Below are 16102 nucleotides of genomic sequence, written 5' to 3' on the forward strand. Positions count from 1 at the left end.
TTGATTACAGCCTTGAAAACAGATACAGGTAAAGTCCGCCGGCATAATGAAGATGCGGCGGGCATTTTCACAAAAGAAGACGCGGTGCTTGCGGTTGTCGCCGACGGCATGGGCGGTCATCTTGCCGGAGATGTAGCGAGCAGGATGGCGGTTGCGGCGATGGAAGAGCAGTGGAACCGGACCGAAACGGTTCCTTCTCTGCCGTCTGCTTGCGAGGATTGGCTGAAAGACCGGATCCATGAGGCGAATGTCAAAGTACATGACCACGCTAAAGCGAATGAAGAATGCCGGGGAATGGGCACCACCGTTGTTTGCGCCTTATTCACCGGTAAATTTGTCACTGTGGCTCATATCGGAGACAGCCGGTGCTACCTGCTTCAAGAGGGGGATTTCACTCAGCTGACTGAAGACCATTCGCTTGTGAATGAGCTGGTCAAGACAGGAGAAATTTCGAAAGAGGACGCCGAGCACCATCCGCGGAAAAATGTATTGACGAGAGCGCTAGGGACAGATGAAACCATCAGTCCCGACGCCCGTTCTTTTGAACTGTCTGACGGCGATCAGCTGCTTTTATGCTCTGACGGACTGTCAAATAAAATAGAAGATCACGAGATCAAACAAATGCTTCAAACCGAATCTGATCCTCAGGAAAAAGTAGACCTTCTCATCAGCAAAGCGAATCAAAACGGCGGCGAAGATAACATCACGGCTGTGTTGATTGAGTTTTCCGCAGATGCAAAAGAGGGTGAAGACAAGTGCTAACCGGCAAGCGGATCAGCGGGCGTTATCATATCCTCCGGCCCATTGGCGGCGGCGGAATGGCAAACGTTTTTTTAGCTGAGGACATCATTCTCGAACGTGAAGTCGCAATTAAAATTCTGCGGTTTGACTTTGTGAATGACATTGATTTTATCAGGCGTTTTAGAAGAGAAGCACAGTCGGCATCAAGCCTCGATCATCCGAATATCGTCAGTATTTACGATATCGGGGAGGAAGGCGATATTTATTACATTGTCATGGAATATGTGGAAGGCATGACATTAAAGGAATACATAAACGCACACGGGCCGCTCCATCCGAAAGAAGCGCTGTCCATTATGGAGCAAATCGCCTCGGCCATCGCCCATGCCCATCAAAACCATATCGTGCACCGGGATATTAAACCGCACAATATATTGATAGATCATTTAGGGCATATCAAGGTGACGGATTTCGGCATCGCCACAGCGCTTACGTCTACGACAATCACACATACGAATTCTGTGCTGGGCTCGGTTCATTATTTGTCTCCGGAGCAGGCGAGAGGCGGTCTGGCAACGAAAAAATCAGATATTTACGCGCTCGGCATCGTGCTGTTTGAGCTTTTAACAGGTAAAATTCCTTTTGACGGAGAATCAGCCGTCAGCATAGCGCTAAAGCATCTGCAAACAGAAACGCCTTCCGCCAGAAAGTGGAACCCTTCCATTCCGCAGAGCGTCGAAAACATTATTTTGAAGGCAACCGCTAAAGACCCGTTTCACCGCTATGAAAGCGCCGAGGACATGGAAGCGGACATCAGAACGGCTTTTGACGCCGGCAGGCTGAATGAACAAAAGTTTTCCGTGCAGGATGATGAGGAAATGACAAAAGCCATTCCCGTTATTACTGACGGCGCAAAAGCCGCGCCTCAGGCGGAAACGCCGGGGGAGACGGACGATAAGGAACAGCAGCCCGCCAAAAAGAAAAAACGGAAATGGCCGTGGGTTTTGCTGGCCGTCTGTTTCATTTTCATTATGGCGGCTGTTCTTGCGGTCACCGTGTTTCCGTCTTTATTTATGCCTAAAGATGTAAGCGTCCCCGACGTACGGGGCATGAAGTACGAAAAAGCGGAAGCCCTGCTTGAAAAGAACGGGCTCCGGGCGGATCCTGATATAACGGACATTGAAGATGAAAAAATAGAAGAGGAATTAATGGTCAAAACGGACCCAAAAGCGGGGTCTACCGTTAAAGAAGGCTCTTCTGTAAAACTGTATAAAAGCATCGGAAAACCGAAAACCCAGCTGATCGACGTGAAAGGACGGCAGATCGGCGACGCAAAAAAAGCGCTGAAGGAAAAAGGCTTCAAACATGTCAATGTCAAAGAAGAGAACGATGACAGCGAGGCCGGCACCGTAATTGATCAGAACCCGTCAGCCGGCACCGACATGGTCGCAAGCGACGATGAAGTCAATCTAACGGTCAGCCTCGGCCCGGCGGACGTTACGCTGAGGGACTTAAAGACTTACAGCAAAGAAGCGGCTTCAGGGTATCTTGAAGATAACGGCCTGCAGCTTGTTGAAAAACAAGCCCATTCAGATGATGTGCCGGAAGGACAAGTCATGAAGCAAGAGCCGGCAGCCGGCACTGCGGTTAAGCCGGGAAGTAATGTTGAAGTGACGTTCTCGCTCGGACCTGAAGAAAAACCGGCGAAAACGGTAAAAGAAAAAATCAGCATTCCTTACGAACCCGAACATGAAGGGGACGAGCTTGAAGTGCAAATCGCCATCGATGATAAGGACCACAGCATCTCTGATACGTATGATTCATTTAAAATAAAAGAGCCGACTGAAAAAACAATTGAACTGAAGATTGATCAGGGACAGAAGGGGTATTATCAAGTGATGGTCGATCATAAAGTCGTCAGCTACAAAACGATTGAATACCCGAAAGATAATGACTGACAAGGAGGGACCCTATGCCTGAGGGCAAAATTATAAAAGCGTTAAGCGGATTCTATTATGTCTTGGATGAATCACAGGACAAGATCATTCAATGCAGGGGCCGGGGCATTTTCAGAAAAAATAAAATAACGCCCCTGGTCGGCGATTATGCCGTTTATCAGGCTGAAAATGATAAAGAAGGCTACCTGCTGGAAATCAAAGAACGAACAAACGAGCTGATCAGGCCGCCGATTTCAAATGTCGATCAGGCCGTTCTTGTCTTTTCTGCCGTTCAGCCGGCGTTCAGCACGTCTTTATTGGACCGCTTTCTCGTCCTTGTGGAAGCCAACGGCATTCACCCGATCATCTGCATAACCAAAATGGACTTAGCTGCAGACAGGGAATCGAAAGAGGCGATACTTTCTTACGTGAAAGACTATCAGGGGATCGGTTATGACGTATATGTGACGTCATCAAAAGAAAACAGCGGTTTAACAGGCATTGTGAAACACTTCGAGAACAAAACAACGGTGTTTGCCGGTCAGTCGGGAGTCGGAAAATCTTCGCTTTTAAATGCGATCAGCCCGGAGCTTGAGCTGAAAACAAACGAGATTTCCGCACATTTGGGACGCGGAAAACATACGACGCGCCATGTGGAGCTCATTCATACATCAGGCGGTCTGGTGGCGGATACTCCGGGATTCAGTTCGCTTGAATTTACCGGCATTGAGGAAGAAGAGCTGGGCAGCACGTTCCCTGAGATCAGAGAAATAAGCGCCTCTTGCAAATTCAGAGGCTGTCTGCATCTTAAGGAGCCGAAATGCGCGGTAAAGCAAGCGGTGGAAGAAGGAAAGATTCAGCCATACCGCTATGAGCATTACAAAGAATTTATGCAGGAAATAAAAGAGAGAAAGCCGAGGTATTAATATGATTAAGGTTGCGCCATCAATTCTTTCCGCCGATTTTGCTTCACTGGGCGAGGAAATTAAAGACGTGGAAAAAGGAGGGGCGGACTATATCCATATTGATGTCATGGATGGCCATTTCGTCCCTAACATTACAATCGGGCCGCTTATCGTTGAAGCCGTCCGTCCGGTGACTGATCTGCCGCTGGATGTCCATCTTATGATTGAAAACCCGGACCGCTACATCCCGGCATTCGCAAAAGCCGGTGCGGACATCCTTTCCGTTCATGCTGAAGCGTGTCCGCATCTTCACCGGACCATTCAATTGATAAAAGAGCAGGGGGTAAAAGCGGGAGTTGTGCTCAATCCGCATACGCCCGTCCAAATGATTGAACATGTGATCGAGGAGCTTGACCTTGTGCTGTTAATGACGGTTAACCCCGGTTTTGGCGGACAGCGCTTCATTCATTCGGTTCTGCCGAAAATCCGTCAGGTCAAACAGCTGGCTGAGGAGAAAGGCCTGTCTGAGCTTTTAATCGAGGTGGACGGAGGCGTTAATAAAGAAACAGCCCCTTTATGCGCTGAAGCGGGCGCCAATCTGCTTGTTGCCGGGTCTGCCGTATATAATCAGCCGGATCGGAAAAAAGCCATCGCTGACATTCGAAACGCGTAATAAACATGCTGAAAAAGAGCCCGGTGAAAGCCGCCGGCTCTTTTCGCGTCTAAGAGAGAGGAAAACATATGAAGACAATCAATATTGTTGCGGGCGGCCCGCGGGAGCTTATTCCCGATCTATCCGAATACACAGGCGGAGATACGACGTGGGTCGGAGTCGATAAAGGGACGGTTGCTCTTTTGGAGGCCGGAATCATTCCGCAGGAAGCTTTCGGTGATTTTGACAGCATTACGGAAGAGGAGCTCATGCAGATTCAAAAAGCGGCTCCGGCCCTCCATGTATATCAGGCGGAAAAAGATTATACCGATCTTGAACTCGCCCTTGACTGGGCTTTACAACTAGAACCGGAGACCATTCGGATATTCGGTGTGACGGGCGGAAGAGCCGATCACTTTTTAGGGAACATCCAGCTGCTGTATAAAGCCTTACATAAGAATACCGATGTCGAGCTGATCGACCGGCAGAATGACATTCAGATGTTCGGGCCCGGCCGTTATACAATTGAAGAAAAAGCGGGCAGACGCTATATTTCTTTCATTCCGTTTACGGAAGCGGCAGACGGCCTGACACTCGACGGTTTTAAATATCCCCTTGATAATTGTCATATTCCTCTGGGTTCCACACTATGTATTAGTAACGAACTCATTCATTCACGAGGTACTTTTTCGTTTGCAAAAGGCATATTAATAATGGTAAGGAGCGCGGATTAGAAAAGCGGCTTCTGCCATATGCGGAAAAAACCATGAATCCTAAAGTGATGAACGCAGCGGATACGGGACTTATAGGAGGGGACAAAATGAAATTTTATACCATTAAATTGCCGAAGTTTTTAGGAGGAATTGTCCGGGCGATGCTGGGCTCATTTAGAAAAGAGTAAGCCCAAGAAGCTGAAATTGCCCTCTTTGAACGCATAAAAAACGCCTGCCGCATAAAAGGGCAGGCGTTCATTTTTGCTTATACACGCTCAACTTTACCGGATTTTAAAGCCCGGGCAGATACATACACTTTTTTAGGTTTGCCGTCAACGAGGATGCGGACCTTTTGAAGGTTGGCGCCCCAAGTACGCTTAGAAGCGTTCATTGCGTGAGAACGGTTGTTTCCGGCTTTTGTTTTTTTACCTGTAATAAAACATTTACGTGCCATTTGTTTCCCTCCTAACTGCGCGAAACATCTTTTCAAACATAGTTTCTCAGATGCTTTCGTTATACAATACTTTAAATAATTTACCACAGCTAAAAACCGTTTGCAACTATTGTTTCCCTTACTTTCAAGAAAAATCACTTGACATGTAAAACCAATCACATTTCCGCGCTGAAGGCCGCTGTCTGTATCTTTTCTTTTCATAATGGGATACATATAGTAGAATAATGATAACTCTATGCACCTGAAGGAGGAACCTGTGTGTCCATTGAAATGAAGACAAAATACGGACAGATTGATATATCCAACGAAGTCATCGCAATGGTTGCCGGAGGCGCTGCCATTGACTGTTACGGAATAGTGGGGATGGCCTCAAAAAACCAGATTAAAGACGGTTTGTCTGAAATCCTCCGGAGAGAGAACTTCGCAAAAGGCGTACATGTCCGTCAGGAAGCCGAACAAATACATATCGACATGTACATTATTGTCAGCTACGGCACTAAAATATCCGAAGTAGCCCACAATGTTCAGACGAAGGTAAAATACACAGTAAATCAAACAATCGGACTTGCAGTTGATTCTGTAAATATTTATGTCCAAGGCGTACGAGTAACGAACCCGTAGTGAGGAGGATGAGTATTGGCTAGACGAAACTTAGATGGGAGAGCTTTTGCGGCAATGATTCTGGCGGGGGCTGAGACATTGTCTCAAAACGCATCCGCGGTGGATGCGCTGAACGTGTTTCCCGTGCCTGACGGCGATACCGGAACAAATATGAATTTATCGATGTCATCCGGTGCAAGAGAGGTAGAGCACATTGACTCACCCGATATCGGCAAAGTCGGCATCGCCCTGTCAAAAGGCCTGCTTATGGGGGCGAGAGGAAACTCAGGGGTGATCTTGTCCCAATTGTTCAGAGGTTTCACAAAGAGCATTGAAAACAAAAACCAAATAGACGCCCAAGAATTTGCCGCAGCACTCCAAGCGGGAGTGGATATGGCATATAAGGCGGTCATGAAACCGGTTGAAGGAACGATTTTAACCGTGGCCAAGGATGCGGCTAAAAAAGCGGTCGCCTCGGCTAAAGAAGAAACCGATATCATTGCTCTCATGGAGGCCGTTATTGAAGAAGCGGAAGCGTCGCTGAACCGCACACCGGATCTGCTTCCTGTTTTAAAGGATGTCGGTGTCGTTGACAGCGGCGGAAAAGGTCTGCTTTGTGTATATGAAGGCTTTTTGTCTGCTTTAAAAGGAGAGGCCGTACCGAAAAAAGCGGTTCTTCCGGCACTCGATGATATGGTGAATGCCGAGCATCATAAAAGCGCGCAGAGCATGCTGAGTACAGAAGATATTGAATTCGGATTTTGTACGGAAGTGATGGTAAGGCTGGATCAAGATAAACGGACGTTCAAGGAAGAGACGTTCAGAAACGAACTGAGCCGTTTCGGCGATTCATTGCTGGTCGTGGCTGATGATACGCTGGCGAAAGTCCATATTCATGCCGAAGAACCAGGGAACGTACTCAATCTCGCACAGCGTTACGGCGATTTGATTAAAATTAAAATTGAAAACATGAGGGAACAGCATACTTCAATCATCAGCCAAGAACATGATGAAAAAAAGCCGGCCGGCGTTATGAAAGAAGCCCGGAAGCCTTTTGGCATCGTGACTGTGGCAATGGGAGAGGGCATTTCTGAATTGTTTACGAGCATCGGCGCTTCACACGTAATCGAAGGCGGCCAGACAATGAATCCGAGCACGGAAGATATTGTTGAAGCCGTTCAGTCTGTCAATGCGGAGACGGTTTTCATTCTTCCGAACAATTCCAATATTGTGATGGCTGCCAATCAGGCGGCGAGCGTGGCTGAAGAAAATGTCATTGTCATTCCGGCAAAAACGGTCCCTCAAGGCATGGCCGCCCTGCTTGCGTTTAACCCTGACCAGCCGGCTGACGTAAATGAAGCCAATATGCTTGAGGCCATCCGGAATGTGAAAAGCGGGCAGGTGACATATTCAGTCAGAGACACCCATATTGACGGTAAAGATATTAAAAAAGGTGATTTTATCGGCATTTTAAACAGTTCAATTATCGGCAGCGCCGAAGATCGGATGAGTGCGGCGAAATTGCTGCTGGATGAAATGATCGGGGAAGAAGATGAAATCGTCACCATCCTGTACGGAGAGGACGCGCCGGAAGAAGAAGCTGAGAAACTTGCTGAGTATATTGCAAGCGTCTGTGAAGATATCGAGGTTGAAATCCATAACGGCAGACAGCCTCTGTATCCATATATATTTGCGGCAGAATAGAAGGGCTTATCAGGCCCTTCTATTCTTATGCCTTTATTTACCTGCGGCAGTGTGCCTGCTTGCCAATTGAGAAATGTTCAATTAGTCTAAAGAAAAGCGCTGAATAGAGTGATGTTAAGGAGGAACAAACCAGCATGAAGTATAGAAGCGTTTTTGATATTATCGGCCCGGTAATGATCGGTCCGTCCAGTTCACATACCGCAGGCGCCGCCCGGATCGGCAGAGTGGCCAGAAGCCTATTCAGGCGGGAGCCCCGCCGGATCATTGTGTCTTTTTACGGATCATTTGCGGAGACGTATAAGGGTCACGGCACTGATGTCGCGATTATCGGCGGCCTGCTTGATTTTGATACATTTGATGAACGGATTAAAACAGCGATTCAAATTGCGGAAGAGAAGGGCATATATGTAGAGTTCCGTACAGAGGATGCCGTGCCCGTTCATCCGAATACAGCGCGTATCGTCATTTCTGATGATGAGGGAGAGCTTGCCCTTACCGGTATTTCCATCGGCGGCGGAAAAATAGAAATCACGGAGCTCAACGGCTTTGAGTTGCGTCTTTCCGGAAACCATCCGGCTATTTTAGTCGTTCACAATGATAAATTCGGCACGATTGCAGGCGTTGCCAATGTGCTTGCGAAATTCTCCATCAACGTCGGACATATGGAAGTGGCGCGTAAGGACGTCGGCCAGCTTGCGCTGATGACGATTGAGGTCGATCAGAATATTGAAGAAGAAGTGCTTGACGAGCTTTCAACACTTCCTAATATTATACAGGTTACTAAGATAGCTGACTAAAAAGTCAGGAGGAAAATGACATGTTTCGTAATGTAAAAGAATTAATAGAAATTACTCAAGAAAATCAAATTCCGATTTCGGAAGTGATGATCACCCAAGAGATGGAAGTGACGCAAAAAACGCGGGAAGAAATCTTTCAAGGAATGGAGCGCAATCTCTCCGTCATGGAAGCAGCTGTTGAAAAAGGGCTGAAGGGCGTCACGAGTCAGACCGGTTTAACAGGCGGAGATGCCGTGAAACTTCAGGCGTACATCCAATCGGGAAGAAGCCTGTCGGGCAATCTGATTTTAGACGCCGTCTCTAAAGCTGTCGCGACAAATGAAGTTAATGCGGCCATGGGAACGATCTGCGCTACACCGACCGCCGGCTCTGCCGGGGTTGTGCCGGGAACGTTATTCGCCGTAAAGCATAAGCTGAACCCTACGACAGAACAAATGATCCGTTTTCTGTTTACAGCCGGCGCGTTCGGTTTTGTCGTAGCAAACAATGCGAGTATTTCAGGAGCGGCAGGAGGCTGTCAGGCGGAAGTCGGGTCAGCATCAGGCATGGCAGCGGCTGCGATTGTGGAAATGGCGGGCGGAACGCCTCAGCAATCAGCGGAAGCAATGGCGATTACACTGAAAAATATGCTCGGTCTCGTATGTGACCCGGTCGCCGGATTGGTAGAAGTGCCGTGTGTCAAACGAAACGCAATGGGAGCATCCAACGCAATGATCGCGGCGGATATGGCGCTGGCCGGGATTACAAGCCGCATTCCTTGCGATGAGGTGATTGACGCGATGTACAAAATCGGCCAGACAATGCCGACAGCACTGCGTGAAACGGGACAAGGCGGTTTAGCCGCGACACCGACGGGAAGAGAGTTGGAGAAAAAAATTTTCGGAGGAGCGCTGAAATCAAGTGACACACCATCAGCAAACTAGTATAGCGGAGATTAAGGGCATTGGGCCGGAAACAGAAAAAACATTGCACGAACTTGGTATCTATGACATTTCTGATCTTCTGAATTATTTCCCTTACCGTTATGACGACTATGAGCTGAGGGACTTAGAAGAAGTAAAACATGAAGAAAGAGTGACGGTAGAAGGGAAGGTTCATTCAGAGCCTTCTCTTACCTATTACGGCAAAAAACGAAACAGGCTGACATTCAGGGTGCTTGTCGGCAATTATTTAATTACCGCGGTCTGCTTTAACCGTCCCTACTTAAAAAAGAAACTGACGTTAGGTTCTGTCGTCACGATATCCGGGAAATGGGATAAACACAGACAGACCGTTTCCGTGCAGGAATTAAAAAACGGTCCTCATCAAGAAGATAAAAGCATTGAGCCTGTTTATTCCGTTAAAGAAAACGTCACCGTAAAAATGATGAGACGGTTTATTAAGGAAGCGCTGGAGCATCATTTGGACAGTGCGGCCGATCCGCTTCCTGAAAAATTGAGAATCCGCTACAAGCTGCCTGATTACAAACATGCCCTGCAGACGATGCATCAGCCTGAAACGAGGGAATCGTTACAGCAGGCAAGACGCCGGTTTGTTTACGAGGAATTCTTGTTATTTCAGCTGAAAATGCAGGCGTTCCGTAAAGCGGAAAGGGAACAGTCAAAAGGCATCAGCCATGTGTTTCCTGCTGAAAAGCTCGCCGCTTTCACAGACAGCCTGCCGTTTTCGCTCACAACCGCACAGACGCGCGTGCTTCGGGAAATTACCGCTGATATGACATCCCCTTACCGAATGAACCGTCTGCTGCAAGGTGATGTCGGTTCAGGGAAAACGGCCGTCGCCGCCATCGCTTTGTACGCTGCGATTCTGTCGGGGTATCAGGGGGCATTAATGGTGCCGACTGAAATTCTGGCCGAACAGCATGCAGATTCTCTCGTGTCATTGTTTGCAAATGAAGATGTGAATATCGCGCTTTTGACGAGTTCTGTAAAAGGAAAGCGGCGCAGGGAGCTTTTGGAGCGGCTTGCTCTCGGAGAGATTGATATTCTAGTAGGGACCCATGCTTTAATCCAGGATGAAGTGGAATTTAAAGCGCTGAGTCTTGTTATTACGGACGAGCAGCACAGGTTCGGGGTCGAACAGCGCAAAAAACTCAAGAATAAAGGTCAGGATCCGGATGTGCTGTTTATGACAGCCACCCCGATTCCGAGAACGTTGGCCATTACCGTCTTCGGAGAAATGGATGTTTCCGTGATAGATGAAATGCCCGCGGGGCGAAAACAAATCGAAACGTATTGGGTGAAACACGACATGCTGGAGCGGATTTTGGCTTTTATAGAAAAAGAGCTGAAACAGGGAAGGCAAGCCTATATTATCTGCCCGCTCATTGAAGAGTCGGATAAACTGGATGTACAGAATGCGATTGACGTATATAACATGCTGTCTGACGTTTACCGTGGGAAATGGAATGTCGGCCTGATGCACGGGAAGCTCCATTCTGATGAAAAAGATCAGGTGATGAGAGAATTCAGCGCCAATCAATGTCAGGTACTTGTGTCAACAACTGTCGTAGAAGTCGGGGTGAACGTGCCGAATGCGACGATTATGGTCATCTATGACGCCGACCGTTTCGGATTATCTCAGCTCCACCAGCTCCGCGGCCGGGTCGGACGGGGAGACCACCAATCTTTCTGCATCTTGATGGCAGATCCGAAATCCGAAACCGGGAAGGAACGGATGAGAATCATGTCGGAGACAAACGACGGCTTCGAGCTGTCTGAAAAGGACCTTGAACTGCGCGGCCCCGGTGATTTCTTCGGAAAAAAACAGAGCGGTATGCCCGAGTTCAAGGTGGCGGATATGGTTCATGACTACAGAGCTTTGGAGACGGCCCGCCAGGATGCGGCCAATCTGGTGTCTTCAGAGGCTTTTTGGAAAGATGACGAATACCGCATGCTGCGCGGTCAATTACTTTCAAGCGGCGTCCTGGAAGGGGAGAAATTAAGCTGATTCTGTAAAATTCGGCGGCTTTCAAAAAACAATCATTGCATTCCAATCTATGAGATTATATACTACTATTAGTACCTAGTCTTAATTGTCCGGATGGTGTTTACAGATGAGAAGAAGCAAAAAAGAACGCCAAAAATTATTGCAGCAGACGATCAAATCGACACCCTTCATCACAGATGAAGAATTAGCGGGGAAATTCGGCGTCAGCATTCAGACGATCCGTTTAGACCGCTTAGAGCTCTCAATACCGGAGCTGAGGGAAAGAATTAAAAATGTGGCAGAACAAACGCTTGATGATGAAGTGAAATCACTGTCTTTAGATGAAGTGATCGGTGAAATTATTGATCTGGAGCTTGACGGCCAGGCCATTTCCATATTAGAAGTAAGACGCGAACATGTCTTCAGCCGCAATCAAATTGCGCGGGGGCATCATTTGTTTGCGCAGGCGAACTCACTCGCCGTAGCCGTCATTGATGATGAGCTGGCGCTGACCGCAAGCGCAAATATCCGCTTTACAAGACAGGTGAAAGAAGGCGAGCGCGTCGTTGCGAAAGCCAAAGTGACGGCAGTCGAAAAAGAAAAAGGCAGAACGGTAGTTGAAGTCAACAGCTATGTGGGAGAAGAAGTCGTGTTCTCCGGCAGCTTTGACATGTACCGTTCAAAACAATCATAAAGGTGGAGCATGCATGAGAATAGCTGTAGATGCAATGGGAGGCGACAACGCACCCAAAGCTGTTATTGACGGAGTAATGAAGAGTATTGAGGCATTTGACGATCTCCATATTACGCTAGTCGGTGACAAGACAACGATAGAATCACACTTGCCAACAACAACAGACCGCATCACTGTGTTGCACGCCGATGAAGTGATTGAACCGACGGATGAACCGGTCCGCGCCGTACGCAGAAAGAAAAACTCTTCTATGGTGCTGATGGCGCAGGAAGTGGCTGAAAACAGAGCAGACGCCTGCATCTCAGCGGGGAATACAGGCGCACTCATGACAGCGGGACTGTTTATGGTCGGCAGAATTAAAGGAATCGACCGGCCTGCGCTTGCGCCGACGCTTCCGACTGTTTCAGGCGACGGTTTCCTTCTTTTGGACGTGGGAGCCAATGTCGATGCCAAACCGGAGCATCTCGTCCAGTACGGAATTATGGGATCTGTATATGCCCGGCAGGTTCTCGGAATCAGCTCGCCCCGCGTCGGCTTGTTAAATGTCGGCACGGAAGAAAAGAAAGGAAACGACCTGACAAAAAAGACGTTTGAATTATTAAAAGAAACAAACGTGAATTTTGTCGGAAACGTAGAGGCGAGAGACTTGCTTGAAGGCGCTGCTGACGTCATCGTCACAGACGGCTTTACGGGCAACGTCACGTTGAAAACATTGGAAGGTTCAGCGTTATCGATTTTCAAAATGCTGAAAGATACACTGACTTCAAGTTTTGTTTCTAAGCTCGCAGCGGGAGTGCTGAAGCCGAAGCTGATGGAAATGAAACTGAAAATGGACTATTCTGAGTACGGCGGGGCGAGTCTTTTCGGTTTGAAAGCCCCCGTCGTTAAAGCGCACGGCTCTTCTGACGCACGCGCTGTTTACCATGCGCTGCGCCAGGCGAGAGAAATGGTCAGCCAAAACGTGGCCGCATTTATAGAAGAAGAAGTAAAAGAAGAAAAAACAGATGAGTAGTCTGGAGGTTACCGCATCATGAGTAAGATTGCATTTTTATTTCCCGGACAGGGATCACAATATATTGGTATGGGAAAAGACTTGTACGAACGCGAAGAAGCGTCAAAACGTATTTTTGATGAAGCGGATGAAACGCTTGAAACAAAGCTGAGCTCGCTCATTTTTGAAGGTGACGCCGAAGAATTGACCCTTACATACAATGCGCAACCCGCGCTGTTGACAACGAGCATCGCCGTATTGGAAAAGTTTAAAGAATCCGGCATCACCCCTGATTTCACCGCCGGCCACAGCCTCGGAGAATATTCGGCGCTTGTTGCGGCGGGAGCGATGACATTTAAAGATGCCGTTTACACGGTAAGAAAACGGGGAGAATTCATGAATGAAGCCGTGCCGGCCGGAGAAGGCGCCATGGCAGCTATTCTCGGAATGGATGCGGAGTCCTTGAAAAAGGTGACGGATCAAGTGACGGAAAACGGTCATCTCGTACAGCTTGCAAACCTGAACTGCCCCGGCCAGATCGTCATTTCCGGAACGGCAAAAGGCGTGGAGCTGGCTTCAGAAGAAGCGAAAAACAACGGAGCCAAACGGGCAATCCCATTAGAAGTAAGCGGACCGTTCCATTCTGAATTAATGAAGCCGGCAGCGCAAAAACTCGAGGAGGTGCTCAGCGCCTGTGAGTTAAAAAATGCGGCTGTTCCCGTGATTTCAAACGTTTCGGCTGACGTTATGACAGAAAAAGACGATATCAAGAAAAAACTGATCGAACAGCTGTACTCACCTGTACGCTTTGAAGAAACCATTAACAAACTGATTGACGAAGGCGTCACGACGTTTGTTGAAATCGGGCCCGGAAAAGTGCTTTCAGGCCTTGTGAAAAAAGTGAACCGCCGCCTTAAAACAATCTCGGTTTCTGACCATGAAACCATCGAACTGGCGATTCAAACGCTGAAGGAGGAGAATCAGGATGCTTAATGAAAAAACAGCAGTGGTAACGGGAGCGTCCCGCGGAATCGGGCGGGCGATCGCGCTTGATCTTGCGAAAAACGGCTGTAACGTAGTAGTCAACTACTCCGGGAATGAAGCGAAAGCGAACGAAGTCGTAGATGAAATCAAATCTTTGGGCCAAAACGCGATCGCGGTAAAAGCCGATGTATCAAATTCCGAAGAAGTACAAAACATGATGAAAGAGGCTGTCGCTGCATTTTCTTCAATCGACATTCTCGTGAACAATGCGGGGATCACAAAAGACAATCTTCTGATGAGAATGAAAGAAAATGAATGGGATGATGTCATTAACATTAACCTGAAAGGTGTATTCAACTGCACGAAAGCCGTGACAAGACAGATGATGAAACAGCGCTCCGGCCGGATTATCAACGTATCATCAATCGTCGGCGTCAGCGGAAACCCCGGCCAGGCGAACTATGTGGCGGCAAAAGCCGGTGTAATCGGCTTAACGAAGTCATCAGCCAAAGAGCTTGCGAGCCGAAATATTACGGTTAATGCCATTGCTCCGGGCTTTATTTCTACAGATATGACGGACAAGCTTTCTAAAGAAGTCCAAGATGAAATGCTGAAGCAGATTCCGCTCGCGCGTTTCGGTGATCCTTCCGATATCAGCAGCGTTGTTACGTTCCTTGCTTCTGAAGGATCGCGTTATATGACGGGCCAAACCCTTCATATTGACGGCGGAATGGTGATGTAAAGATTTGTTTTTAAAATTTCATCCTAGTTTCTCTAGTTTTTTAAAAACGAATCCTCTATAATACTTGAGGGGAGGTGAATTGCTATGGCAGATACATTAGAGCGTGTAACGAAAATCATCGTAGACCGCCTTGGCGTTGATGAAGCTGACGTCAAACTTGAAGCTTCTTTCAAGGAAGACTTAGGTGCTGATTCCCTAGATGTAGTTGAGCTTGTTATGGAACTTGAAGACGAGTTTGATATGGAGATTTCTGACGAAGATGCTGAAAAGATTGCAACAGTCGGCGACGCTGTGAACTACATACAAAACCAGCAATAAGCTGATGCTAAAAGTCCCGCCTGACAGCGGGGCTTTAGCCCTTTAATCGTTCGGTTACCGGCGTCTGACGCTGTACGCGCTGCCGATTCCGTTTACGGCGGGGAGCGCGGTGAACCTGATGTGCCTATGGAGGTTACTATGTCAAAACACTCACATTTTAAAGATAAAAAAAAGTTCTATAAAAAAATAGAGCAATTTAAAGAGTTCCAAGAACGGATTTCGGTTCATTTTCAAAACGAGAAACTTTTGTATCAAGCATTTACACATTCATCTTATGTGAATGAGCATCGGAAAAAGCCGTATGAAGACAATGAAAGGCTTGAATTTTTAGGTGACGCTGTTTTGGAACTGACGATCTCCCAATTCTTATTTGCCAAATATCCGGCCATGAGTGAAGGAGATTTGACGAAGCTGAGAGCCGCTATCGTATGCGAGCCGTCACTCGTCTCACTTGCCCATGAATTGTCATTCGGCGATCTTGTTCTCTTGGGAAAAGGAGAAGAAATGACGGGCGGCAGAAAGCGTCCTGCGCTTTTAGCGGATGTGTTTGAAGCGTTTATCGGCGCACTGTATCTGGATCAGGGCCTTGAGCCGGTTCAGCAATTCCTGAAAGTGTACGTGTTCCCTAAAATAAACGATGGTGCTTTTTCTCATGTGATGGATTTCAAAAGCCAGCTTCAAGAATTTGTACAGCGGGACGGAAAAGGATCGCTTGAGTACAAAATTCTCAATGAAAAAGGGCCTGCCCACAACCGGGAATTCGAGGCGCTTGTCTCTCTTAAAGGTGAGGCGCTCGGTATCGGGAACGGACGTTCCAAAAAAGAAGCCGAGCAGCATGCGGCACAGGAAGCTCTTGCAAAAATGCAAAAACATCATACGAAACAATAAAATCCCCCTGTTTCCCTAGGGGGATTTCAGTATGTCTGCGCCTGATATAAGAGG

General features: G+C 47.8%; 18 protein-coding genes. 17 read left to right on the top strand and 1 reads right to left on the bottom strand.

Annotated elements, in window-relative coordinates; genetic code table 11:
* The 6 genes from HWY38_RS09030 (at position 1) to spoVM (ending at position 5136) form a co-directional block, all read left to right on the top strand.
* Positions 1-762, top strand: coding sequence for a Stp1/IreP family PP2C-type Ser/Thr phosphatase (locus HWY38_RS09030; RefSeq protein WP_224181688.1), 762 nt, complete (start codon positions 1-3; stop codon positions 760-762).
* Positions 756-2699, top strand: a complete 1944-nt coding sequence (gene pknB, locus HWY38_RS09035) for a Stk1 family PASTA domain-containing Ser/Thr kinase (RefSeq protein WP_224181689.1) — start codon at positions 756-758, stop codon at positions 2697-2699. Before HWY38_RS09030 ends, pknB begins: the two co-directional genes overlap by 7 nt.
* Before the next feature lie 14 nt (positions 2700-2713).
* A complete protein-coding gene (rsgA, locus tag HWY38_RS09040) occupies positions 2714-3604 on the top strand; it encodes a ribosome small subunit-dependent GTPase A (protein WP_224181690.1) in 891 nt (296 codons plus the stop codon).
* A 1-nt stretch (position 3605) separates the two neighbouring features.
* Positions 3606-4256 (top strand): ribulose-phosphate 3-epimerase, encoded by a 651-nt coding sequence (rpe, locus tag HWY38_RS09045; protein ID WP_014417749.1) that lies wholly within the window; start codon positions 3606-3608, stop codon positions 4254-4256.
* A gap of 68 nt (positions 4257-4324) precedes the next feature.
* Positions 4325-4969 carry a thiamine diphosphokinase gene (locus HWY38_RS09050; protein ID WP_224181691.1) on the top strand — a complete coding sequence of 215 codons (645 nt, stop codon included), beginning with the start codon at positions 4325-4327 and terminating at the stop codon, positions 4967-4969.
* Positions 4970-5055: 86 nt separating this feature from the next.
* Positions 5056-5136: a stage V sporulation protein SpoVM gene (gene spoVM, locus HWY38_RS09055; protein WP_003154329.1), complete on the top strand. Its 81-nt coding sequence runs from the start codon at positions 5056-5058 to the stop codon at positions 5134-5136.
* A gap of 77 nt (positions 5137-5213) precedes the next feature.
* Here spoVM and rpmB read toward each other — a convergent pair whose 3' ends face one another.
* A complete protein-coding gene (gene rpmB, locus HWY38_RS09060) occupies positions 5214-5402 on the bottom strand; it encodes a 50S ribosomal protein L28 (protein ID WP_003154328.1) in 189 nt (62 codons plus the stop codon).
* Between the two features lie 258 nt (positions 5403-5660).
* On the opposite strand from rpmB, the gene HWY38_RS09065 reads away from it, so the two are divergent.
* The 11 genes from HWY38_RS09065 to rncS all read left to right on the top strand — a co-directional run bounded on the left by HWY38_RS09065 (position 5661) and on the right by rncS (position 16048).
* Positions 5661-6023 carry an Asp23/Gls24 family envelope stress response protein gene (locus tag HWY38_RS09065; RefSeq protein ID WP_003154327.1) on the top strand — a complete coding sequence of 121 codons (363 nt, stop codon included), beginning with the start codon at positions 5661-5663 and terminating at the stop codon, positions 6021-6023.
* 15 nt (positions 6024-6038) lie between these two features.
* Positions 6039-7706 carry a DAK2 domain-containing protein gene (locus tag HWY38_RS09070; protein ID WP_224181692.1) on the top strand — a complete coding sequence of 556 codons (1668 nt, stop codon included), beginning with the start codon at positions 6039-6041 and terminating at the stop codon, positions 7704-7706.
* A gap of 134 nt (positions 7707-7840) precedes the next feature.
* Entirely contained in the window at positions 7841-8503 is a 663-nt protein-coding gene (gene sdaAB / locus HWY38_RS09075) for an L-serine ammonia-lyase, iron-sulfur-dependent subunit beta (protein ID WP_017417764.1), read from the top strand.
* A gap of 20 nt (positions 8504-8523) precedes the next feature.
* Positions 8524-9426 carry an L-serine ammonia-lyase, iron-sulfur-dependent, subunit alpha gene (gene sdaAA, locus HWY38_RS09080; protein WP_224181693.1) on the top strand — a complete coding sequence of 301 codons (903 nt, stop codon included), beginning with the start codon at positions 8524-8526 and terminating at the stop codon, positions 9424-9426.
* Positions 9404-11452 (top strand): ATP-dependent DNA helicase RecG, encoded by a 2049-nt coding sequence (recG, locus tag HWY38_RS09085; protein WP_032874873.1) that lies wholly within the window; start codon positions 9404-9406, stop codon positions 11450-11452. Before sdaAA ends, recG begins: the two co-directional genes overlap by 23 nt.
* A 106-nt stretch (positions 11453-11558) precedes the next feature.
* Positions 11559-12125, top strand: a complete 567-nt coding sequence (gene fapR, locus HWY38_RS09090) for a transcription factor FapR (protein WP_003154320.1) — start codon at positions 11559-11561, stop codon at positions 12123-12125.
* Positions 12126-12138: 13 nt separating this feature from the next.
* Complete coding sequence (plsX, locus tag HWY38_RS09095; protein WP_224181694.1) at positions 12139-13137, top strand: phosphate acyltransferase PlsX; 999 nt, start codon at positions 12139-12141, stop codon at positions 13135-13137.
* 18 nt (positions 13138-13155) lie between these two features.
* The gene (fabD, locus tag HWY38_RS09100) at positions 13156-14109 is read left to right on the top strand and encodes an ACP S-malonyltransferase (protein ID WP_003154316.1); all 954 of its coding nucleotides are present in this window, start codon (positions 13156-13158) and stop codon (positions 14107-14109) included.
* Positions 14102-14842: a 3-oxoacyl-[acyl-carrier-protein] reductase gene (gene fabG, locus HWY38_RS09105; protein WP_032874875.1), complete on the top strand. Its 741-nt coding sequence runs from the start codon at positions 14102-14104 to the stop codon at positions 14840-14842. Before fabD ends, fabG begins: the two co-directional genes overlap by 8 nt.
* A gap of 84 nt (positions 14843-14926) precedes the next feature.
* The gene (acpP, locus tag HWY38_RS09110; RefSeq protein ID WP_003154310.1) at positions 14927-15160 is read left to right on the top strand and encodes an acyl carrier protein; all 234 of its coding nucleotides are present in this window, start codon (positions 14927-14929) and stop codon (positions 15158-15160) included.
* Between the two features lie 138 nt (positions 15161-15298).
* Positions 15299-16048: a ribonuclease III gene (gene rncS, locus HWY38_RS09115; RefSeq protein WP_014417754.1), complete on the top strand. Its 750-nt coding sequence runs from the start codon at positions 15299-15301 to the stop codon at positions 16046-16048.
* Positions 16049-16102 lie beyond the last annotated feature (54 nt).

It is taken from the genome of Bacillus sp. KS1, assembly GCF_020075515.1.
GTDB classification, from domain to species: Bacteria; Bacillota; Bacilli; order Bacillales; family Bacillaceae; genus Bacillus; species Bacillus velezensis.